Annotated in this window: 21 protein-coding genes, 3 tRNA genes and 4 pseudogenes; 13 read left to right on the top strand and 15 right to left on the bottom strand. The window is 59.6% G+C overall.

Annotated features, from left to right (window positions below; translation table 11 throughout):
- Positions 1–234: hypothetical protein (locus ABIB99_RS43920; RefSeq protein ID WP_354182167.1), on the bottom strand; the 234-nt coding region annotated here is incomplete at its 3' end.
- 290 nt (positions 235–524) lie between these two features.
- Here ABIB99_RS43920 and ABIB99_RS43915 point away from each other — a divergent pair.
- Positions 525–1,802 (top strand): complex I NDUFA9 subunit family protein, encoded by a 1,278-nt coding sequence (locus tag ABIB99_RS43915; protein ID WP_354182165.1) that lies wholly within the window; start codon positions 525–527, stop codon positions 1,800–1,802.
- A 412-nt stretch (positions 1,803–2,214) separates the two neighbouring features.
- Here the strand turns inward: ABIB99_RS43915 and ABIB99_RS43910 are convergent, their stop codons facing one another.
- Positions 2,215–2,457, bottom strand: coding sequence for a hypothetical protein (locus ABIB99_RS43910; protein WP_354182163.1), 243 nt, complete (start codon positions 2,455–2,457; stop codon positions 2,215–2,217).
- A gap of 188 nt (positions 2,458–2,645) precedes the next feature.
- On the opposite strand from ABIB99_RS43910, the pseudogene ABIB99_RS43905 reads away from it, so the two are divergent.
- Positions 2,646–2,781 (top strand): annotated as a pseudogene (locus ABIB99_RS43905) (MFS transporter); the annotation flags it as partial.
- Positions 2,782–3,673: 892 nt separating this feature from the next.
- Here the strand turns inward: ABIB99_RS43905 and ABIB99_RS43900 are convergent.
- Positions 3,674–3,835 (bottom strand): DUF2934 domain-containing protein, encoded by a 162-nt coding sequence (locus tag ABIB99_RS43900; RefSeq protein ID WP_354182161.1) that lies wholly within the window; start codon positions 3,833–3,835, stop codon positions 3,674–3,676.
- A 993-nt stretch (positions 3,836–4,828) separates the two neighbouring features.
- The gene (locus tag ABIB99_RS43895; RefSeq protein ID WP_354182171.1) at positions 4,829–5,947 is read right to left on the bottom strand and encodes an NAD(P)/FAD-dependent oxidoreductase; all 1,119 of its coding nucleotides are present in this window, start codon (positions 5,945–5,947) and stop codon (positions 4,829–4,831) included.
- Positions 5,948–6,486: 539 nt separating this feature from the next.
- Here ABIB99_RS43895 and ABIB99_RS43890 point away from each other — a divergent pair.
- From ABIB99_RS43890 to ABIB99_RS44595, 5 genes and pseudogenes are all read left to right on the top strand, one after another.
- Positions 6,487–7,122: pseudogene (locus ABIB99_RS43890) on the top strand (outer membrane protein); the annotation flags it as partial.
- Between the two features lie 97 nt (positions 7,123–7,219).
- Positions 7,220–7,624, top strand: a complete 405-nt coding sequence (locus ABIB99_RS43885; RefSeq protein WP_354102802.1) for a hypothetical protein — start codon at positions 7,220–7,222, stop codon at positions 7,622–7,624.
- A gap of 408 nt (positions 7,625–8,032) precedes the next feature.
- Positions 8,033–8,452, top strand: a complete 420-nt coding sequence (locus ABIB99_RS43880) for a ribbon-helix-helix domain-containing protein (RefSeq protein ID WP_354102801.1) — start codon at positions 8,033–8,035, stop codon at positions 8,450–8,452.
- A 3-nt stretch (positions 8,453–8,455) separates the two neighbouring features.
- Positions 8,456–9,646 carry an extracellular catalytic domain type 1 short-chain-length polyhydroxyalkanoate depolymerase gene (locus ABIB99_RS43875; RefSeq protein ID WP_354182158.1) on the top strand — a complete coding sequence of 397 codons (1,191 nt, stop codon included), beginning with the start codon at positions 8,456–8,458 and terminating at the stop codon, positions 9,644–9,646.
- Positions 9,647–9,826: 180 nt separating this feature from the next.
- Positions 9,827–10,572, top strand: a pseudogene (locus tag ABIB99_RS44595) (methyltransferase domain-containing protein).
- A gap of 430 nt (positions 10,573–11,002) precedes the next feature.
- On the opposite strand, the gene ABIB99_RS43865 reads toward ABIB99_RS44595, so the two are convergent.
- The 3 genes and pseudogenes from ABIB99_RS43865 to ABIB99_RS43855 form a co-directional block, all read right to left on the bottom strand.
- A complete protein-coding gene (locus ABIB99_RS43865; protein ID WP_354182154.1) occupies positions 11,003–11,260 on the bottom strand; it encodes a hypothetical protein in 258 nt (85 codons plus the stop codon).
- A 118-nt stretch (positions 11,261–11,378) separates the two neighbouring features.
- The gene (locus ABIB99_RS43860; RefSeq protein WP_354182152.1) at positions 11,379–11,615 is read right to left on the bottom strand and encodes a hypothetical protein; all 237 of its coding nucleotides are present in this window, start codon (positions 11,613–11,615) and stop codon (positions 11,379–11,381) included.
- Positions 11,615–11,976 (bottom strand): annotated as a pseudogene (locus tag ABIB99_RS43855) (hypothetical protein). The gene ABIB99_RS43860 and the pseudogene ABIB99_RS43855 overlap by 1 nt, the downstream one beginning before the upstream one ends.
- A 549-nt stretch (positions 11,977–12,525) precedes the next feature.
- Between ABIB99_RS43855 and ABIB99_RS43850 the strand changes: the two are divergent.
- On the top strand, positions 12,526–12,699 hold the full coding sequence (locus ABIB99_RS43850; RefSeq protein ID WP_166341164.1) for a hypothetical protein: 174 nt from the start codon (positions 12,526–12,528) through the stop codon (positions 12,697–12,699).
- Between the two features lie 263 nt (positions 12,700–12,962).
- Here the strand turns inward: ABIB99_RS43850 and ABIB99_RS43845 are convergent, their stop codons facing one another.
- The 4 genes from ABIB99_RS43845 to ABIB99_RS43830 form a co-directional block, all read right to left on the bottom strand.
- Positions 12,963–13,202, bottom strand: coding sequence for a hypothetical protein (locus tag ABIB99_RS43845; RefSeq protein WP_354182150.1), 240 nt, complete (start codon positions 13,200–13,202; stop codon positions 12,963–12,965).
- 98 nt (positions 13,203–13,300) lie between these two features.
- Complete coding sequence (locus ABIB99_RS43840; protein ID WP_354182148.1) at positions 13,301–13,924, bottom strand: Crp/Fnr family transcriptional regulator; 624 nt, start codon at positions 13,922–13,924, stop codon at positions 13,301–13,303.
- Between the two features lie 79 nt (positions 13,925–14,003).
- Positions 14,004–14,234 (bottom strand): DUF6894 family protein, encoded by a 231-nt coding sequence (locus ABIB99_RS43835; RefSeq protein ID WP_354182146.1) that lies wholly within the window; start codon positions 14,232–14,234, stop codon positions 14,004–14,006.
- A 349-nt stretch (positions 14,235–14,583) separates the two neighbouring features.
- Entirely contained in the window at positions 14,584–15,201 is a 618-nt protein-coding gene (locus tag ABIB99_RS43830) for a LabA-like NYN domain-containing protein (protein WP_354182144.1), read from the bottom strand.
- A 126-nt stretch (positions 15,202–15,327) separates the two neighbouring features.
- Here ABIB99_RS43830 and ABIB99_RS43825 point away from each other — a divergent pair, with 126 nt between their 5' ends.
- Positions 15,328–15,678 carry a hypothetical protein gene (locus ABIB99_RS43825; RefSeq protein ID WP_354182142.1) on the top strand — a complete coding sequence of 117 codons (351 nt, stop codon included), beginning with the start codon at positions 15,328–15,330 and terminating at the stop codon, positions 15,676–15,678.
- Between the two features lie 1,207 nt (positions 15,679–16,885).
- Here ABIB99_RS43825 and ABIB99_RS43820 read toward each other — a convergent pair.
- The 4 genes from ABIB99_RS43820 to ABIB99_RS43805 all read right to left on the bottom strand — a co-directional run bounded on the left by ABIB99_RS43820 (position 16,886) and on the right by ABIB99_RS43805 (position 19,693).
- Positions 16,886–17,098 carry a hypothetical protein gene (locus tag ABIB99_RS43820; protein ID WP_354182140.1) on the bottom strand — a complete coding sequence of 71 codons (213 nt, stop codon included), beginning with the start codon at positions 17,096–17,098 and terminating at the stop codon, positions 16,886–16,888.
- Between the two features lie 322 nt (positions 17,099–17,420).
- Positions 17,421–18,617, bottom strand: a complete 1,197-nt coding sequence (locus tag ABIB99_RS43815; RefSeq protein WP_354182169.1) for an MFS transporter — start codon at positions 18,615–18,617, stop codon at positions 17,421–17,423.
- Positions 18,618–18,781: 164 nt separating this feature from the next.
- Positions 18,782–19,240 carry a hypothetical protein gene (locus tag ABIB99_RS43810; protein WP_354182138.1) on the bottom strand — a complete coding sequence of 153 codons (459 nt, stop codon included), beginning with the start codon at positions 19,238–19,240 and terminating at the stop codon, positions 18,782–18,784.
- A gap of 84 nt (positions 19,241–19,324) precedes the next feature.
- Positions 19,325–19,693, bottom strand: a complete 369-nt coding sequence (locus ABIB99_RS43805) for a hypothetical protein (protein ID WP_354182136.1) — start codon at positions 19,691–19,693, stop codon at positions 19,325–19,327.
- 66 nt (positions 19,694–19,759) lie between these two features.
- Between ABIB99_RS43805 and ABIB99_RS43800 the strand changes: the two genes are divergently transcribed.
- From ABIB99_RS43800 to ABIB99_RS43785, 4 genes are all read left to right on the top strand, one after another.
- Positions 19,760–20,062 (top strand): 3'-5' exonuclease, encoded by a 303-nt coding sequence (locus ABIB99_RS43800; RefSeq protein WP_354182134.1) that lies wholly within the window; start codon positions 19,760–19,762, stop codon positions 20,060–20,062.
- A gap of 357 nt (positions 20,063–20,419) precedes the next feature.
- Positions 20,420–20,495 (top strand) — tRNA-Thr (locus tag ABIB99_RS43795).
- A gap of 5 nt (positions 20,496–20,500) precedes the next feature.
- Positions 20,501–20,584 (top strand) — tRNA-Leu (locus ABIB99_RS43790).
- Between the two features lie 3 nt (positions 20,585–20,587).
- Positions 20,588–20,666, top strand: a tRNA-Leu gene (locus ABIB99_RS43785).
- Positions 20,667–21,073: the final 407 nt, after the last annotated feature.

The following is a 21,073-nucleotide window of genomic DNA, read 5'->3' as shown; positions in this document are numbered from 1 at the left end:
GGGATCGAGGTCATCGCCAAGCCGACCGACCGTCAGCCCATAACCGCCGCCGCCTGACCGGCTCCGGCCGTCACCAAAATTTGGCGATAGCTCCATGGAGTCTCCAAACAATGCTGCAAGATGATCGATCGCGACCATCGGTTGTTCGGATGTGCAATGTTCGCGAAAATATCCCCGAGTTGCGCCGTTGGCAATGCCCGTGATCTCCCCTGTGAACACTTCACGGCTGCCCACGCAAGCGGAACCTTGTGCATCACTAGGGGCGGGGGCAGCTGACTAAACTTTTTTTGGGAGACGTTCTAACTGCCTGCGCCAGATCGGTCTGGTTCAGATAATCCTTTCCCTATGGCATCCAGATGTCGGACACGATTGATGTGGGGCCAAATATCAGCCAGATTGTCCCAAGCTCAGAGGGGTCTGTAGCAGAGCGCTGTCGACTGAGTCAGTAACTACACAGCCCCGAAGCCCGTGCCCTTTCGCTTGGTTGCCCTGAGTTGTTGCGCCGCTACCAGCAAGGTTGAGCTATGCTGAAACACTTGCTCTTTGAAGTCATTGGTCACGTATCCGGTCTCAGCGATACGCAGCTTGAACAAATTGAGCGGTCATTGCCGGCAACCAAAGCGCTGATCGATCTTCTCAATCAGGCGCACCCAATCATCGAACAGGCGGAAACCCTTTACAATGAAGCTCAACCACTGATCGATCAAGCCAAGATGGAGTGGCAAGCAGTCGCCCCTGCAGTGCAAATCTTGATCGATGCGATCTCCCATCATCTCGACAACGGCAGTTCGCCGGCGGAGGCCGCTGAGACAGTGCGCGCGTCACTCGGCGGTTCAATGCAGAACGTCGCACAAGGTCGCGGGTTGGACCGGGGAATGAACCGCGTAACCGTGTTTGGTGGGACTGGCTTTGTTGGTCGCCGCGTTGTGCGCAATTTGTGCGACTCCGCCGTGATGGTGCGCGTAGCTTCGCGGCATCCCACGCGAGCCGAGGGCGACAACGTTGAACAGGTCATCGCTGATGCGCATGATGAGCGCTCCATAGAGGCCGCCGTTATGGGGGCCGACGGTGTTGTCAATGCGCTTAGTCTTTACGCTGAGCATTCGGGCGACACATATCACTCGGTGCACGTCGAAGCGGCCGCTAGAATCGCCGGAGTGGCGCGGCGCGCCGGTACCAAACGGTTTGTGCACCTGTCAGGAATAGGTGCGGACCCCGCATCATCTTCACCCTATATTCGCAGTCGCGGCGAGGGAGAGGCGGCCGTACAAGCCACATTCCCTGGCGCGGTCGTTGTCCGCCCTGCGGTAATGTTCGCGCCGGACGACGTCTTTCTCACAACAATTCTTGGGTTGCTTCGGACCTTGCCGGCCTATCCGCTATTCGGCGACGGCAGGACTAGGCTTCAGCCGGTACATGTAGACGACGTAGCGGCGGCGATCGCACAAATCCTGCGGCAAGCGCAAAGACCGTATCCTATTTACGAACTGGCCGGCTCGCGCGTTTACTCATACGAGGAACTACTGCGGACCATTGCGCGCACCGTTGGATTGCGGCCAACGCTGGTGCGAACACCCTTTGCTTTCTGGAGTGCAGCCGCGGGCCTCGCTGAGATCCTGCCGCACCCGCCGCTTACGCGCAATCAGGTTGAGCTTATGCAGATCGACACGACGGCCTCGGGCGGTCGGCCGGGATTTGGTCTACTAGGAATTTCGCCGCGATCGCTCGAAGAAGAGCTCAAAGCAATGCTCGAGCAAGCCAACAAGAAAACTCAAAAGCCAAAAGAGACGCGCACCAGCTAGGTGCTAAGGGGACTTCTGCCACGTCACGATGTGACTGGTGGGGCGGACCTTAGGATCGAACGGGATTCGCGTCGCCAGAGTGCTTTGCGGGCTTGCCCCGCCAAAGCTTCAAGATGCTCCGCAAGCCACGCGAGCAGGTCGCGCTTCTTTAGGTCGGTCGCGAGATCACGAATTAGAGCGCATTTAGCTGCGTCAGTGCGCATGGGCTTCCCTCTGAGTTGATGCGTAATGCATCAATATGGCGGGCCCTCTCCATCTGCCGCGCCCTGCGAAGTAAATCCTCCCGCTTGCTGCCGGCCGAAGCACCGCGCGCAATCTCCCTGAGACGCTGTGCTTCCGCAGCCAGCCGCTCCGCGAGCGAGGACGAATGCGTTACGCGATGCGAGATTGTTTCATGATCCGCTCCCGAGTATCAGGTGCTCGGGGGTGGCGCGACCGTGCCGATGTCTCTTGCCGAAATCCCCGACGCGGAAGGCTCTGAAACATAGATTTGGGGTTCGGGCTGAGTTAGGCGTTGAAGCGCAGCCATCTCTTCAGACAGTCGTCGCGTGATGACCTGACGCTCGATATCCGACAATCTGGTCCCGAGCAGGCTGCGATAACGGGTGATGTTGTTGCGATGGGCACGCAAGCGGGCGAGGTTCTCGTCGATCATGGTCGTCGCTCTTGATCGTCTTCGATTATCCTTCAATTGCCGGGATCATCCCGCCAAAAAACTTAGAATGACGGGGATCGGTGTCAAGTGTTTTGCGTTGCGAAATTCGTCGCCGAAAAAGGCAAGACGGTCTTCGTTAGCCTGGTTCAGGTATCAACGTCCTCCTAGCTACATCTACTTCTGCTCTAGTTCTGTACGACGCGCTTGGCTCCTACACCATGGCTTGGCGCATCGCCGTGGCTCTCGGTCTTGCCAGCATCCAGGTTGCGTTCGCGGCTGATCCGGCCTTCGCAGCCGCCGTCGCCGATGCTGCGGACGGCGTAGGCGGGGCGGTGCTCACTAGCGTCAGCTTGTGAGCTTACAGCGGACGCCGTGCTGCTTGGTCGTGATGGCCGCTTGCGAACCGGAACGGACATTCTGAGTGTCGAAAGTCGCGCCCCAAGAGTTTCACTAACTCGGCGGGTTGCAGGTATCAGCACTGACAATGGCAATCGGCCTGACGCACAGTGTCTTCGTTCCATTCAATGAAGCCATCGGCATTCTTCGAAGGTGCGCGAAACATTTTCGCATCCCTGTAACTTGAGTTAATCGTGGGGCCTAATCGAAAGGTCGCGATATGGAACCGACCAGCAGAATATCGGACCACATCGATCATCAGACTGCCCGGTCGATCTGTGACGAGGTGGGTGACAGATTGCAACAGAACTTATCTCTCGGAGCCTCGCCTCTGCCGCCGTACCTCGAACGTCTAGTCGATGAATTGCGCAAACAGGAACGTCATCCAATTGATGGCGTCGCAGCGCCCGCTAACCGTTTCCTTCATGCGACGCGACGGGTAGTCGCCGCCATCTGAGTGCGTAAAGAAGAAGCCGTCGCCGCGCTCAACCCGGCGGCGGCTTTTCCGCTAATCTCGTCGCTGAGGCATTCCAGGCTTGGCCGCACCGGACGCTACCAGGACGCACTTGTTCAGTGAACGGCCAAGCCGCGCTGCTTCCCCTGTTGGCCCTAAGCTGACGTTTTTGGGACCGTTGGCGTGAGGTCGGCTTATGACCCAACTCGGACATTTGCGCGAGACGGGGGTGGCGGCGAATAAATGCGACGCGCGTACGTTCGAGTAACCCACCTCAGCGCATGGTCGGAGCATGCTCCCGCTTGGCTAACGCCAGAGCACGGTGAACTAAGATTGGAGCGCTGCCAAAGTAGGGCGACAGCGGAATTAAATGTCGGCCCCCTTGTTGGGGTCACCACGCTCTTCTGCACCCTGTAATTCCTTCTGCGCTTGGTCCCAGAACTCGTCTTGGCGTCCTTCGGGTTTGCCCGCCTGCTCCCACAGCTCAAACGCGCGTTTCCGTATCTGCTCCTCGGTTGGGTGGGCCATCACGAAATCTCCCAGAGCGCAGGTCCTGCTTTGGACAGGAGGCACAAAGGGCAGGACCGCCGGGCCAATTTTATCCCAAAGAGCCAATTCGAGCTTCGGAGAGTCGTTCCTTGTCTTCAGGTATGCCGCCGCCCGATCTTCCTCGTCTCGCCACGTGCCTTGTCGGCCGGATCATCCGCCAAGGCCCATAGCAGCCGTATCCCGGCCGATGGCCCGAAGTCGGCTTCTGACCCCGGCAGACGTTTGCTGGGCTAACTTTTGTTCTGGCGTCGCTCTGGTTCCGGGTGCACACTGGTTCCCTCACCGCTCAGCACCGTGCTTTGATCGGTGATGAGAACGCCGGTTGCGCTCCCGCCCAATTCACGCAGGGAAAGGAGAGTGCCATGGGACGACGCCCACGATCCCACATTGACGACAATCTGAACGTGGAAAGAACCCGCTTCATAGCGGAACTGGAAAATACGCCGCCAGGACCGCGGCGTGATCTCCTAGAACGCAAACTGCGGCAGCTCGAAACCGCTTCTCATATAGACGGCTGGCTAACGTCGCCGGGCCTACAACCCCCGGAGGAATAAGGCCGTCTCAGGCCAACCGAGGAATAGATCGATGAATTCGACTCATCGAACGATTTGCAAACGCGAGTGCATGCATGAACGGAACACGCAGTAACTCAAAATACGGGCTTCAAGCATTGGACGGGCAGCAGAAGCAAGAGTACCGCGCGTATATTATGGGCCTCGACGGACATATCGAGCTTCGCGTCGATCTAATGTGCGAGGACGAAATCGAAGCCAAGAAGCGCGCCAGATCCTTAGCTGACGGGTGCGACGTAGAGCTATGGTGTCAAGATCGAAAGATTGCGGAATTTAAGAGTGAGTAAGGCCGCCCCAGTTGGCGGCCTCTTTCGTGCTCACCATCCTGCTACATCACCTTATGGCCATCGCTTGCGTGAATGCGGTGCAGCTGGCCTGTCCTCACGCCCAGCTCTATTCTTCAGCCGACGATGTCACGGTCGATCGCAAAATCATCAAGTAGGAGTGAAGTGCCTCCCGAAAGCAGGCTGGCGATCAGCTCTGCCGCGAGAAAGCTGAATGTGATGCCATTCCCGCCGTAGCCGAAAGCAGCAAAGACATTCCTGCAACCAGGAACTCTCCCAATCAGGGGTAGCCCGTCACTGGTGGTATCGAAGGCGCCCGACCATTTGAAGGCCACATCGCCGGATGCCTGCGGCCAAAGCGCTTTCAGATATGCCCTGAGCGCCTTCACCTTGTCCGGCGTCGCTGCATCGCGGGCGTCTGGCTGAATGAGCGTGTCATCATCCTCACCACCCACGATGATCCGGCCGTCCGTTGTCGTACGCGCATAATGATAGTTCTGAGACGCCTCCCAGATCAGTGCTTGCTCAGGCCAGAGATTGTGTGGCTGCGGGACCGTCGCGATCGCCCAACTGGACGCTGGTTTTTGGGCTCTGGGTCGCACAATGTCCGGCATCACATAACCGGTCGCAAGCACCACGTCGCGCGCCTCAACCGACAGTCCGGCCTCAAGACCGACAGTTACGCCTGATGCGCTGCCGTCAAACGCAATCGCATCGGCTTTGAGCAGACGAGCGCCGCGCTTGACAGAAATGCCGAGCAGGCCGCGCGTCAGTCGCACGGGATCGGCGTCGGCCGCATCGCTTGACAGGATCGCGGCAGCCCGGCCGACCGTGAAACGCTGCAGCAATCCGGCATAGTCGAGCAAGTGTGACGGCAAATCGGCGCGGGACCTGACTGCATACTCGTCGTTGATGAGTTTTGGACTATCGCCCACGGCAAGATATAGCGAAAGACGTGGCCGCATCTCGCAGGGAATTCCATGATGCGCGACGAGCGACATCAATGCCCGCGTTGCACCGTGGCTCGCGCGATAGCAGCGAATTGCCTTTTCAAAACCGTAGAGCTGCGTGAGTTCGAGAAGCGGACGGTCGATTTCCCACAGCAGCATCGCCGTGCTTGCAACCGTGCTACCGAGGCTCGGCAGCTCACGATCGATCACCACCACTTGCCGGCCCTGCCGGGTCAGGCGTTCGGCGACCAGAGCGGCGGTGATGCCGGCGCCAACGATCAGCACATCGCAGCGGAAACTCTCGGTCACAGGCTTGATGTTCGGGGGTGGTAGATTGGCCCACGGCGAATATGGGCTTCGCAGGTCGTCCTGTTCGATGTTGTCATCTCTAAAGATAGGACGCTCCCACAAACGCTCGGGCACCGTAAGGGCAACTCATCAAAGGTTGTGGCGTTCCCTACGTGACGGCGCAGCTGAGGGATTGTGGACCTCAAATGGGATCCGGCGCCCTCGTTTAGCAACGATACTCCGCTCCGCTGGTTGAGACTGCAAAGTCGCGGAGCCCTTCATGGCACATCGAGACAAGACTTCCGTATCCCGCCGGCAAACCGTCCGCGCGGCGAGCGCGACGCTCGCCGCGGCTTCGCTGGCATCTTCAACAGCGAAAGGAAACACTGATATGGCCGAGCAGGAAACGTTGGTGAACACAGCCGTCAACAACTGCGAGGAACCATCGTTCCCGCAACTTACCAGACCTATCTCCGGATAGATTTGACACTTGGGGGCCATTTGCCGATGTCGGCTTGTGGACCATCGCTCCGTTGCCGCGGCGGACTGGCTTTTACATCAGCGCCAATGGCGGGTGGGGCCAGAGCCGCGGTTGCGTGGATTTCGTCACGCCGGCAGGAATAGTCGCGGGTGCTTGCGCTTCTGGTTCCGAAGGTCTTGACGGCGGACCGATCGGGTATCGCTGGCAAACAAATCAGTTTGTGCTCGGATTGGAAGCGCAGGGCGATTGGACCGACATCAAGAATACGCGCGTCAGCCTGATCGATCCGCTGCTTTCGACCACAGGGAAAACCGACGGCATTGGTCTCTTCACGGCCCAACTCGGTTGGGCGTGGAACGCGTCACTGCTCTAGGTGAAGGGTGGAGCGGCTGTGACCCACAATCGTCTTGATGTCTTCAACAACCTGACCAGGGTCGGCCTGGACTCCGCAAGCCACACGCGCTGGGGCGTTGGCTGGGAATATGGCTTCGCGCCGAACTGGTCGGTCGGTGTTGAATACGATCACCTCTGGATGGGAAATGACAACCGCACCTTCGCCGGCGCAGGTGTGCTCTCACCCGGTGGCGTTACCCTCCTCGGCGACAGGGTTAGCCAGGATGTGGACATGGTCACCGTTCGGTTGAACTATCGCTTCGGTGGCTTTGGTGCCCCGATCGCGGCAAGATACTGATCGCACCAGACTGCACGAAGGCCCCGGCGAGCCGGGGCCTTCGGTCGCGAAGCCCTTTCCGGGGCGCCGACTGTGTGGCACTGGCTGAGACTCGGCTGTGAATTTTCAGGTCACGGTGTTGAAGATCTTGATGTCTTACCCGGGCGGCTTCGCTGTGATGGACGACATCAAGCGCGACATGGCGATCTTGGCGACCAGCGGCCGAGACTGGGCCGACCGGACCAAGCGGCTGGCTGCGCGCGTACCTGAGCTCGATATCTTTTCGCAAGGTCTGGTCGATCGCGAAAGCGGCGGGTGGAAGATCACCGACAAAGGTCGTTCCGCACTCGAATTTATGGAGGCGCGCATCAGCGTCGACCAGGCGATCGAGACGACGCCGTCCGAGATGGTCAATGCACCCGTGCCACCGCTGCCTCCGCTCGCGGAGCGGGCGAAGCGAAGGCGGGAACGGCGCGAGCGTCGTCGCGAAGGACGCGAACGAGCTCGAGCGACCGCGTCTTGAAGGCGTAAGCGCGTCAGAAGGCCGTGAAATCCAGGTGGTAGATCATCGCCGCGACTAGCGAGAGCAGCTGTCCAAAGCCGCAGAAGATCGCGATGGTTTTGAATTCCTCCGCGCCGTCAGTCGAGCGGACCGCGCTCGACGTTACGGCAGAGCTCGTTAAAGGTCTCAAGCGGAATTAGGTTCGTCGGCCTCCCATGCCGGGGGAGTAAACGAGCGCAACCATCCGGCTAAGGCCGCAGGAATCTTACCCTGCGTTCTGCTCGACCGTCTCGATCGTCATCGAGAAGGTTTTCGCCGCCGCGGACAAGCCCGGCAATTTCTCCAAAGTTCCATCACGCGCCCATCTTGTAAGGGACGGAGTGCCATCCATATACCATCCACTCAGATGGTCAGTGGATGGCGAAAAGAATGCCTTCGAATGTTCAAGAACTGAGGCCGAAGCCTCCGGAATCCGAAAAGATCACCATCAATCTCGGCTTCGTCGACCTGGGCCACGTCGATCTGATGGTGAATGACGGGTTCTATTCGAATCGCACAGATTTCATCCGGACGGCGATCCGCAATCAGCTCGAGCGTCACGCCGACGTGGTCAAGCAATCTACCGCCCGCAAAGGCTTGGATCTCGGCCTCCGGAATTACACGCGCGCGGATCTCGAAGCGGCGCAGCGAGCCGGCGAGATGCTGCACATCAATGTGCTTGGCCTTGCCAGCATCGCGCAGGACGTCACGGCCGAACTCGCCCGCGCAACTATCGGCTCGGTTTCCGTGCTCGGAGCCCTCCATGCCACCCCCGCGGTCAAGGCCGCTCTCGCCGACAGAACGAGGTGAACGATGCTGAATCAAGACATAGTCCGCGAAGCAACCCGCCTCACGCGTGCCGGCCAACTGGTCGAGGCGACCGCGCTGCTGCAGCGCATGCTCCAGGGCGGTAGCGCTCCAAGACCGGAGTCTCGCAGCGCCTCTCAGGCTCGGCTGCCGCGGCTCGATCCGCTTACCATCGACGCCACGGCCGACGTTGTCGAGGAGCGGAAAGCTCCGCAGATTGCGCCGGCCCGCTCTGCTCAGGGACGCAGACGCTCCTTACCGCTCGACGGCATGCGGGATTTTTCCGGGCTCGGCCTGCGAAGTCCGATCGCGCGCGCTCCTCTGTCGCCATCGGACATTGTGCCCGAGGGCACGCGGTTTATCGCCGGTACCTTCAGTAACGCCGCGGGAAGCCGGACCTATAAGCTGTTCATCCCAAGCCGCTGCCGGGGACAACGGCTTCCCCTGATCGTCATGCTTCACGGCTGCACCCAGTCGCCGGACGATTTCGCGGCCGGCACCCGGATGAACTTCCTGGCGGAAGAGCAGAATTGCTTCGTGGTCTATCCTGAGCAGCCGAGCGGAGCCAACCATTCGAAGTGCTGGAACTGGTTTCGCACGGGCGACCAGCGCCGCGGCGGGGGCGAGCCCTCGATGATCGCCGGCATTACCCGCCAGATCATGCGCGACCATGCGATCGATCCGAAGCGCGTATACGTTGCGGGCCTGTCGGCCGGCGGGGCCGCCGCCGCCATCATGGGCGCAACGTATAGCGACCTGTACGCGGCCGTCGGTATTCATTCAGGTCTCGCGTGTGGAGCAGCGAGCGATCTTCCCTCCGCGTTCGTCGCCATGCGGCAGGGAGGCGGCTCCAAGGCAATTGCGGACTGCAAAACTGCTGTGCCGACCATCGTTTTCCATGGCGATCGCGACACTACGGTGCATCCAAAGAATGGCGATCAGATTATCGAGCAGTCCGCCGGGGCAACGAGGCCGACGACGAAGGTACTTCGCGGACACGTACCCCACGGCCATGCCTATACTCGCACCGTCCTGATCGACGGGGCCGGTCGGGCGATTTCCGAACACTGGAACATCGATGGCGCCGGACACGCGTGGTCAGGCGGCAGCCCCGCCGGGTCCTACACTGATCCGCAAGGGCCGGATGCGACGAGGGAAATGCTGCGTTTCTTCCTCGAGCATTCGCTCGGGGCTTGACCCAATGCAGATCCATTGGGTTGATTTGCTCTCAGGTGCGATAGGTGGGCGTAAGCGCGAGGCGCACGGATGGAGTTGCCCGCTACACTGAACCTCGTTGACTTGACGGTGGGCGCACATCTAGAGCTCACAAAGCTTGGGCGACTGCGCCTAGGCTGGCTGAGAAAGCTCGGTAGGCGCGTGACGGCGCTGGTTTATGCAGCGACGCTACTCGTGGCGTTTGCTGCAACTCGCGCATACGCCGCTGAAATAGGTTATCTGGCTCCCCCCGGAGTCGCTCCAAACGAGTTTCCCTCATCGCAGCGCCCTGTTGCACGGATTGTCAGCCCACGCCGCTCCGCCGAAGAGCACCGCGACGCTCTCAATGAGGCCGGCCAGATCGCACGTGTTCTTGAACTGAAACCTGGCATGACAGTCGGCGACATTGGTGCAGGCAGTGGCTACCACACGGTCAGACTCTCGTACCTCGTCGGACCCGCCGGCTCTGTCGTTGCCCAGGACGTCACGCGGGATTACCTCATAGAACTCGCCAGGCGAACAGAATTTCTAAAGTTGGCGAACGTGCAATTCGCGCTCGGCGAACCACACGACCCGCGTCTGCCCGCTTCCTCGCTGGATGCCGCAATCCTTGTGCACACATGTATCACGAGATAGCCCAACCCTATGCCTTCCTCTACAATCTCGCGCCCGCCTTGAAGCGGAGTGCACGGGTCGGAATTGTCGACTTTGAGCTTCCGACGTGGAAGCATGGCACGCCAATTGAGCTCCTGCGCTGCGAATTGACCGCCGTCGGCTATCGCGAGGTCGCCACATATAAGCTCGCAGGGGACGGAGGGTACCTCGCAGTATTCTCTCCGCCGGAGGTAGCGGGTCGAAAATCTCCCCGCGACATCAATACTTGTGGGGATCCCGCCGGCACTCGCTGACACCACGCCGCCGCCTGTCTCAGAAGCGATACGCGGACATGTCCGAAGACGGGGTTGGACCGAGTGCGCGGCCTACACTGCGGCGGCGGGTGAGGGCGGCATCATTGGTCATGGCGAGGGATAGGCGCTACTCGGGCGCCGAGTTAGCCGCAGGCCAGCGTGCGGACCTAGGTCGGCCCAGGAGGCCGGCCGATAGGCGTGCATACTCATGCTAAATGGTAGCGCGTCTTAGCGCTCGTTCCGCGTATATGGACTGTTCTCCGGCACCCAAAAATCACAGACGGATCGGGAGCTCGGCAGGCCTCTGTGGTCGGACGAAGCCTTCGACGGCTCGGGAAAAAATGGCATCTGCCCGGAACGTTCAAGAAGCTGGCTGAGTTGAAAGTCATGCCCCTCGCGCTCCGGTTAATTCTGGGGTGGCGCGGGCCGATTAAGGCCTGTAGGAGGCGGCAAAACTAGTGTCCGACGTGCATTCGCATACGGCCGCGCGAGGATCGAGATGTACACGACTGCGATAGACGATGAGTTGAGACAGGTAGAGCGCGATGTCGTCGAAGGAGAACGGCGGCTCGCAGAGCAAGAGGCGCTTGTTATTGAACTGAAGCGCCAGAACCAAGACACGGCCAATGCAGAAGCCGAACTCGAACGGATGCGCGGAGATCAGCGACGTCGCGATCAGGATCGACAACGTCTCCTCTCACGGCTGCAACCCTGAACCGTCACGAACTGTCCAGCTTGCCATCTGTAAGGCAGAACGACGTAATACCGCCGGCCGTTCTGGTTCGGGTTTGTTCCATCGCTCGTTGTCAGTGTCGCCAGCCGTCCTTGTCGACCTCTACCCGAAAGCCTTCCGGCATCCGCGGCACTTCACCTTCGCCAGCAGCGTTGCAGGCCGGGCAGGGCGCGCCAGCGCCGCCACAGGTGCAGGCGCGCCGGCCGTCCCAGGGGCGGTCCGGGTGGTTCTCGCAAACCCAGCCGAGATCGTCGCACTTGGTGCACGTCGTGGCGCTGCCGCCGGCCAGCGGCTTTTCGTCGCCGGGCATCAGGCGACTCCGCGCAAGGGCAGCGCTAGCTGCATGTCGAAGCGCCTTGTGGCGTTGGCGGTGATGAAGGCTTGCAGTGCAGAAGAGACCTCGGTGTCAGTGTCAGATGCGCGCTGGGCCAGTGCGTCGGCGACGTCGGAAGTCGCATCTCGCGACCACCCCTCGATGGGATTGAAGGACACAATCCGAACCGGATAGGCGTACTGGCCGGACAGGAGATTTTGCAGGATGATCTCGACGTCGGTGTCAGCCTCATTGTCTCACGCCAGGCGCAACCGGCGCGCGCGCCGAAGTCTTCAAGCACCAGATAGATGTCGCGGTCGAGGCGGTCGGCCGGCACGATCGAGGGCGAGGAACGCATACGATACTACAAAGCGAAGAGAGCGGCCCCGGCTCCGGAGGGATCAAGGGGGTAGGCCGAGGCCGCTCCGCCAGCTCCACAGCGAGCCAGCGCCGACTCAAATATTCGCCTGCTGTTGTCGTTCCCCTTGAGTCCCTTGTCCCGGAAGAAAAGAGCCCCAGCTCAAATGAGGGATGAGCCGGGGCCTAGAGGTTACCCTCGACGAGCCTCGAGGGCGGCGGGAAAACTTGGCAAATGCCACGATGTTCCTGGCTCGGCAGAACCGCCGCGGCCAACAAACTCAACGGTGCAGGGGTGCCGCCTGATGCACGCCGATCTTGCGGCCGAGCGGCGCCTCGCGCTCCGCCGGCTGTGGCGGCGAGCCAGGGATGACTCAAATATTCGCCGCCATTGTGTTCCCTCATGCTAGCCAACAGGGCGCCTATCGTGCGGAACGTCGGATACCGACCGAAATAGGCCACTCGCGAAAGAGAATTAGGCCCATTGGTAGGAACCAAGGGATTGCCCGCCCTGTTGCATGTTGTTCCTCTCTCTCTAAGGAACAGTCTCATGGCCGACGACAACAACAAAAATCCAAATGAGAAACAGCCCGGCGAGAATCCGGACGGCAAGTACCATTTCAATCCTGGGAACATGGCCGGGAAGAAGCCCGGGGATTCGGAGCAGACTGCCGAAAACCGTGGCGAGCAGCCGCACGAGGACAAAGAAAAACCCGCCGGCTAGGTGCTGGCCACTCGCAGATGCGAAATAGGCCGGGCGAAGGCGGGCGTCATCGTCTTTCGCAGATCGGACATGCCGTCGTTGATCAAAACCGCGTGCGAGGAAGCACGGGCGCGAGCGTTCCTCACCGTGCCACTACACGGCGATTTACGATGCCCATTGGGGCGGCGTGATTCCTTCCCGCCGCCGCTCTAGAGCGCGAGATTGTTGGGCTTGGTGTCGCAGAAAAGCAGAAGGATAAGGCGCGGCAAGTTTTCAAGTGAATCTCATTTGCTCCGGTCTTTTTCAGCCTCGTTAGCGGCGGAAAGCTTGCCGCTTATGTATTTCGTCAGGTCGCCAACTTCGTTGGTCATGGCTTCCTCAGAGATACCTTGACCGCTTGCCCCCTCGACGAGGCGGTGCACGAGATCGTGCACGTTTTGCGATGCGCCGGGAGTCGAATATTGTTCCGCGGCGTGAACGCTGTTCTCAACCCAAAAATCGATGTACTCGCGGACCTTGCTCACCGAACGCCTCGTACTTCTTTCCCGGGCAGACGTTAAGGTTGGGAAGAAGACATAGCAAGGCCGTCTCGGAAGGCGCTGCTGCCAGAGACTGCTTCGACCTATCTGCTCAAGCTCTTCGATTGCTCCACCAGCGTCGTGTAGCCTTCGCAAGATAAGCGTTCCAGAATCTGCCGGTCGAGGATGCTGATTTCTCCACGGGCGTAGTGGATGGCGCCGGTGCTCTGTACTTTTCTTGCGACCTCTGTGACCGAGGTGCGCCGCACGCCCAGCATCTCGGCCAGGAACTGTTGTGTTAGATTGATGGTGTTGCTTCCTGCGGTGTCAGCCGTTTGTAGGAGCCATCGGCAGAAGCGCGCCTCAATGACATGAACCGCATTGCAAGCGACATTGATCCGGGCTTGGGATAGCAGGATTTCGTTGTAGCCTACGCAGAGGTTTCGCAGCGTGGTGCTTTCTCCCGTTGCCTTGCGAAATCGGCTTGCCGGAATTCTTGTCACCTCGGCTTGGAGCTGCACAACAACCCGCACATGAGAAATATGCGCGCCAAGTCCGGCCATGGCCCCAACAACGCCTTCCCGTCCAACTGTTGCGGTTTCGATCGCCCTGCCGTCCTTCAAGACTGCCGGCAGCGAGAGCATGCCCAGGTGTGGGAAGTAGACGTTTTTGGTCTCGTCTCCGGCTTCGATGAGGATTACACCCTGGTCGAGTTGCTCGACGACCATGTAAGGCGAGAGCAAACTGAATTGAGTGTGCGGCAACGATCCGAGAAGATTGTTAGTATGTTTCGAAGCGCTTCTGCTACTACTTCGGCTTTTCGGCGCTAATGCGCAGAGTGTAAAGCGGGTTCTGAAACTCGTCGACGACCTCCATGCGCCAGTCCTCATGCGGGCGCAACGAACCATCGAGGCCTTGTAAAATCTGTCCCGCTGTCACCGTTGCCTCTCGCCAAGCCGCATGCTTGTCCGGCAACTCTTCACCCTCGCGGTCTAGTTCAGTTTGACCATGATGAACATGAAAGTAATACCTTGGCATAAAATCCTCACATGCCGCTTCTCAAGGTCGGAGAGACGGCCCGGTGGGGGGCTCGGGGGCAAGTAGATCGGGGCCGCTCCGCCAGCATCGGCGGCAATGCTTGGCAGGTTCTCAATTGGCCTATGGTGCTAGTTGTTCCGCGCCGTTCGGTGCAACCGCAGATTCGTCGTCGGTCGCCGGTAGGCATGCGACGCTGGCAGCATATTTTGCGTCTCGGAGGGGAAGCCGATGCGCCTGGCATTGCCGTATCTCGGAATTGGTTTATGCGCGTTGCTGACTGCTTGGATGTCGGTGATGCTGTCCTGTTGAAGTGGTTCTGCCGCAAATTCATCGATGCGGGCGACCCTTACTAGCCAGGAGGGTCGTTTCCTTTCGGCTCTTGTAAGAGTTTCGGCATGCGTCCACGCGGTTCGCGATCGCGTGGCGCAGGGCGCTCGGATGGGACGCGGCCAAGCTTCGACTGCAGCTCGACGAGATCGGTAAAGACGTCGGCCTGGCGGCGCAGCTCGTCGGCGATCATCGGCGGCTGGCTGGCGATAGTGGAAATCACCGTGACTCGCACGCCGCGGCGCTGCACGGCTTCGACCAGAGAGCGGAAGTCGCCATCGCCCGAGAACAGCACCATCTGGTCGATGTGTTCGGCGAGCTCCATGGCGTCCACCGCGAGCTCGATATCCATGTTGCCCTTGATCTTGCGGCGGCCGGATGCATCGACAAACTCTTTAGTCGCCTTGGTGACGACCGTGAACCCGTTGTAGTCCAACCAATCGAGCAGGGGACGCATCGAGGAAAACTCCTGATCCTCGATGACTGCGGTGTAGTAGAATGCCCGAAACAGTTTCCCGCGGCTCTGAAATTCCTCCAGCAGGCGTTTGTAATCGATGTCGAAGCCCAGAGTTTTCGCCGTCGCGTAAAGATTGGCCCCATCGATGAAAAGCGCAATCTTGTTAGTCGAAGCGGATGACATGACTTGCGGGCTTTCCAGAGAGCAGATTTAGGTCTTCGCCGATAGACCAGCAATTGAACGAAGGACTACGAGACGCACGAAAAATCATTTAAGCTTCAAGCAATCTCATGGCGAGGAGGAACTCCGTTGCCACCAAAGAAGTTAGCCCATTTAAAATTCTTGAGTAATGTGGCTATTTTAGGTGGTCGTTTTTGGAGTATGCGCCTCATGAGCGATGTGGATTTTCCGGTCTTTGATAGTTCGATCAAACGGCGCGGTCGCGGCTGGCGTTGGTGTGTTTCTGGCGAAGCGGGCAAAATCGTCCTGCAGGGTACTGAGCGCAGCCGACCAGCGGCACAGTATATGGCTGCACGAGCGACTTTTTTGCTGCTCCTCACCGCGCCGTACTGGAGACCCAGCAATGTGCTGCTTCCGGTTGACGGATACCCGGTTAAGCCAATTCCCACCGTGCGCCTGAACTCAACTGGCCTGAGATAGCCAAAGGTCGAGTGCGCTTGGATGCTCTCGGACTCTCGACGACGGGAGAAGGCTCTCCATCGCGGTGTTCATGAGAGTGCTCTTAGTGTGGCGTGGCGCGTACGGATCTACCATTGCAAGGACCAATTCGTTGATTAGAAAAACCGCCTCCGGTGCGTAAGCGCTGGGAGTTTTTGCGTCTGCGAGAACGAACTACGCCGGCAGCGGTATCACGTCGTACTCAAATGCCACCCCTCGGGGTTATTCTCCTCGAACCGTTTCTGCGGCGTCGTGGACGAAGACGTCATTGATCCCTCTTCAGCTTGCAGGATATTTGGAACGGATCGGACTTCCTGCGGGTTAAGCGCGACAACCTGGGAGTTTGCCGGGAAACTAATCCTACTATTAGCAACCGGTTTGGTTGTCTCTATTGCTGCTGCGTCGGCGCAGCCCGCCGGCTCACCAAGCGGACGTGGGGCGGTCAATGGTGATCCGGCAGCCAGCTCGACGGCGCCGAGCAGAGACCCGCGTGGCACCACCGGCATGTCGCCTGGTTCGAGTAGCGGAAGTGGTACGTCCACTTCTGGTGGCAAAGACGACAATGGAGATCAGGGTCGAGACAAAATGCCGGACAGCAACAAGACGGTCCGGCCCGAGAACCGGCAGCCAGCAAAGCCGCACTAGCGCTAAAGTTCTCGCGTTTATCGACTCTCATCGAAGTTTTGGCGTCGCAATTCGGAAGGAGCAAGCGACCTCAGCTTTGGAAGGGTGATGAGCCGAGGCCGCTTGAGCTTCGGAACGGAGGCGAATCCAACTGACGCTCAGCGAGGGTAGGAGGCATCCATTCCCACGCATGGTCCGCTTGTGAACAACGCCGCGGCGATGCTAGCGCTCGTGCTTTACGTCTCGTGAATGTCCTCCGTCTTGCGCGAAGGGCCTTACGCTGAAAGCTACCGAATTTCGATAGGCTTCGGTATTTCAACGGGGGTGTGCTTGGCGTCACCCAAAACTATGTTGCCGCGCTCTGAGCGAGTCTGGAAATGACTGGCCGCCGCAACAAGGACAATCCGCCTATCCTCATCTGCCAAGAATGTAGGCGACCGATGGTGTATCTCGCTACACTTCCGAAGATTGCTAGCCTGCCCGCAGCACACGCTTACTTGTGTCGACCATGCCAGCGGGTCGATAGCATTACGTTGAAGTAGGGCCGACGCAGGCATCTTTTAAGCTAGCCGTCCTGGCACCGAATGCCGAAATTGTCGCAGATCAACGCAAAGGCTTCCTTCGCCTTTGCATCCTCAAAGCAGAAGCGAGTGCCGATGTCTGCGCGATCGGTCCACCACCCCAATTTGCTGCCCTTCGCAATGCGAGCAGCCTCTCCGCGCAGCAAATCCAACCGTTTTCCAGCCGCGTGAACGACTAAGCAATTTTCCTTTGTCATGAATGCGGTCCTCAAAAATGAAGCAACGACACCATTTTGATTCCGACAAAAAATGAAAATAGTGTGGCGGCTGGGGTGCTAGAACGAAGGCCGCACCAGGGGGACTGCTGCGACCTCATTCTCGAAAAAATTCGGGTGAAATGATCTAAGTGAAATATGCAGCCATCCCCGGTGATCAACAACCTACCGCAGCTCGGTCGCAGCGCAATGTCAGCTAGGTCACACCTGGAAACCTATTTAATGCGCAGGCACGACTTGCTCAGAAGCCCTTCGCTTAGGCAGTCTGGACTGCTTCGTCGCGCGCTCCTCGTCATGACAATCCCTAATAATTCTTGATGGCCGGGCTAAACACCAGCCACAGCGCGATTGACACCAGCCCAAAGCAGCCGAGCAGCAGGAAGGTCGGGCCGTAGCCGATCCATTGCGCGATCCAGCCGCCGAGTGCGGGACTGAGGCTTGCGCCGATCCCCTGCACGGTGATCACGGCTCCCTGGCCGAGATTGATGCGGCCGCTGCCGTTGAGCGAGCGCGCGACCATGCCCGGGACAGCGACAGTCTGCAGTCCGGTCCCGATGCCGTCGAGCACCTGCATTGGTACAACATCCCACCATCCCATGACGAAGAAAGCGAACACGCCGCGAACAGGCAGCATCGTGAAAGAGACCAGGAGCACTGGCCAGTAGTTGCGCTTGCCCGCGACTTGCATGCCGACTAGCGATGTCGCGATCATCACGCCCTGCGCGATCACCACCGTGATTGCTACGAAGCTCGGACCGTCGGCCTGTGCTTCTGCGACGGCCGCAAGGCCGTAGAGCGGGACGATCGCGGCGTTGCCGAGATGGAAGATCGCGAGCGCCAGCGCCAGCACGAGCAGCGGCTTGTGCTTGAACAGGATGGACAGACCACTCGGCGGGCTATCCGGATCGTCCTCCTTGCCGCCGCGCGCGGCGCGATCGTCGATCGCCTTGGCCGGGATCATCAATACGCAAGCCACCGCGATGGCGCCAAAAATCGCGGCGAGTACGAACACGGTCACGTAGCCGAATTTGTAACCGAGATAGCCCGACAGCGCCGCGCCGACCATGTTGCCGGCATGGTTGAATGCCTGGTTGCGTCCGTTCAGCGCATTAAAGCCTTTTTGATTAGCGATGCCGAGCGTGATGCCGGTTACTGCCGGCACAATCGCGGCACTCGCCAGCGATTGCGCAACCTGCGAGAACGTCACCGCCCAGAAATTCTGTGAGATCAGGATGATTGCGGATGCCAGAACGACACAGATGCCGGGGATGACGACCCACAGCCGCTTGTTGCGGCTAGAATCGATGAAGCCGCCGATCGGTGTCGTTACCAGCATGCCCGCGACATTGCCGATCGTCATCGCGGTGCCGATCAATCCGGTGGCCCAACCACGCTCCTGCAGGAATACGCCCACGAACGGCCCGATGCCCGACTGCATGTCGGCCATGAAAAAGTTGACGGCGTAGAGGGGCCAGATGCGGGAAGGGGAGCGCGATATCATAGAGAGGCCGAGCGTGAAGCTGCCGATCGAATAGAGTCTCGCGCAAGCGGACATGGCCCGCCGATTGGCCGGAGCGGACTGGAAAATAACCTGTGCCCATCATGTTAGTTCCGCCGACCTTGGCGATTAGAGTGCAACGACGTCACCTCGCTAATGCCTCGCGCTCATTTCTGGATCTCTGCCATGCCTCTCTGGACCTGCGCGGACCCTCCCATGCGCGGTCCGTTTCCCGGCGAGACGGTTAGCTTATGGCGGCGAGCTCGAGGAGCTTCCGCGCTGATGTCTATCCCGGCACGCTCCGCGCATAGCGCCAGAAAGTCTTGGAAGCCGCGCGACTTCGGGATGCCGATGGCGTTGTCGATATGGACGGTGCGTACCCAAATGCTCAATTGACGCTCGAAGATTGCAGCGATCGTCAGCGTAAAAGCCTTCGCTGCCTCGTTGGCGGTGTAGTTGTCGACCTGAGCCGCAGCGCGATCGAGAAATTGCTCCATCGTCGCCGCCTCGCCGCATTCGAGCGACGCGTGGACCGGCAGCGCCTCCATCGCGGGCTGAATCACCCGCTCGAACAGCCGCGCAAGGTTGGCCTGGAAGATGCGCGGCAACTGGTCGCTTGTTTGCAATTTCCGCCCCCGATGGCGCAGGAACGGCAATCAGTCCCGCGCCCATCAATGATGTGAACGCCGAGACATTGCCCCTCCCGAGATCTAGCCGCCGTCCGTCGGCATAGAGGCCATCACAGCTTCCCGCTGATGGCGCGCCATACAGAAGGCGAGAAGCAACATCCCGGCCGGTTTAGTCGCTTCGAAGAAGGTGTCGACTGCTTCGAAGTAGGTTTCATCAGGTCGATGTGGATCATGACCGCTGATCTGGAAGTAAGCCATGCGTGTTTCATCGTCAGTTCGGGCGATCGATACCTCGAAATGCTTACCCGACAGATGCACAAAGTTAAAGGTGCGCTCGTACACCGGACTGATACAAGGATGCTTTTCCGCGAGCTTCTTCCGGAGGTGCGCGTCTGAGAGCTTGTTCCCGTCCCGATCTTTGAGCCGATTGACCTGCTCGCCATCGAGCACGGCCTTGCACGCCGCATCCACGTCATCGACGATCGACAGCGCGTTGAGCTAATTGCGCCATGGCGGGTGATCGCGCGAAATTCAGAGCAGGAGTGGCATGTCTGCGCCGAGATGATTGCCAATACCGACCCGGCCGCAGACCTCGATATCCCGCTTGTCCATCTGGCCGGCCGTGTCGAGGGGACAGGTCGCGTGAGTCTGAGCACGCTGCACAGCGCGAAGGGAAGAGAGTTCGACGCCGTCGTGATGTATGGCGTGAATGCGAGCGATCTTCCCAGTGAACGGGACAAGAAAAGTGCGACAGCTCTTCGCGAGGCCGCCGCTTGTTTTATGTCGGCGTCATGCGTCCCCGCAAAGAACTCAGCCTGATCTTTCAGGAGCATCATCACTCCCCGTGGGTGAAGGAACTCTTTGACAGAAGCCAAAATTGAACTCACGACGGGCGTCTTACTACCGCTGTCCCTTGGAGGCGGCGACTCAAAGGTCGTCGGCACGGTTGACGCAGATCGGGTGACATACGGCTGACCCAGCGAGGCCGCCTTGGGGTTGATAATAGCGACCGTTTGTCAGCCGCGACCGTCAGATCGGTAGGGGACGCGCACAGACTCAAGCCCTGCTGCGGGCACCAATTCAGTTGCGGTTCTTACCGGGCAGTCTCCGCAGCAGCGGCCTATGACGCGCCAGCGTCAGCAAAGCCGAGCACAGAAAAGACCACCGGGTAAATTCGCTGTCGTAGATCAGTTGGGAGATCGCGTTCTTGGTAAGGACGAGGTCGCGCGTTCGATCCGCGCCGACAGCACCATCAACGCACGAGTGGCGGAATTTGGCAGACGCGCCGGCCTCAGGTGCCGGTTCTTCGGAGTGTGGGTTCGAGTCCCTCCTCGTGCACCAATCGCCCCGGTGGCGGAATTCGGTAGACGCCGGCTGCTCAAAACAGTCTTCCTTGCCGGTTCGAATCCTGCTCGGGGCGCCATCTCCAAGATTACCATGCCGTGGCTCTGTGCTCCTGGCCACTGATTGGTCATTTCGGGCCGCGTCAGAAAGAACGGACGGAAAGGACGGACAGCCAGCTTTTCTGCGCCTGATTTCCGCACCGCTTGACGGATTCATCTCGTTCGAGTCGACCTTGGCGCAAGAATCTTGAGTTTTGCACCGTCAGGTCCGGCTGCCAGCTCGCGCGAAAGATCGACTTGGTCCCACCTGTCATGATAAAGACATATGCTGTCCGACAACAAAGGACTGTGCCATGGAGGAAGGCAGTAGCTACGCTCGCGACGCCGGCGTGGATCGTGTCCCGTTGCGTGGTGTAGCTGGCGGTGGGTCACCGCGTTCACCGGCAAGAGCCGGGCAGGTCAGCTGGCGATCGCCGGAAGGCTGACG

The organism is Bradyrhizobium sp. LA6.1, from assembly GCF_040547805.1.
Taxonomy (GTDB): Bacteria; Pseudomonadota; Alphaproteobacteria; order Rhizobiales; family Xanthobacteraceae; genus Bradyrhizobium; species Bradyrhizobium barranii.
The sequence above is the reverse complement of the archived record's forward strand: the minus strand, read 5'-3'. Positions and strand labels throughout refer to the sequence as shown.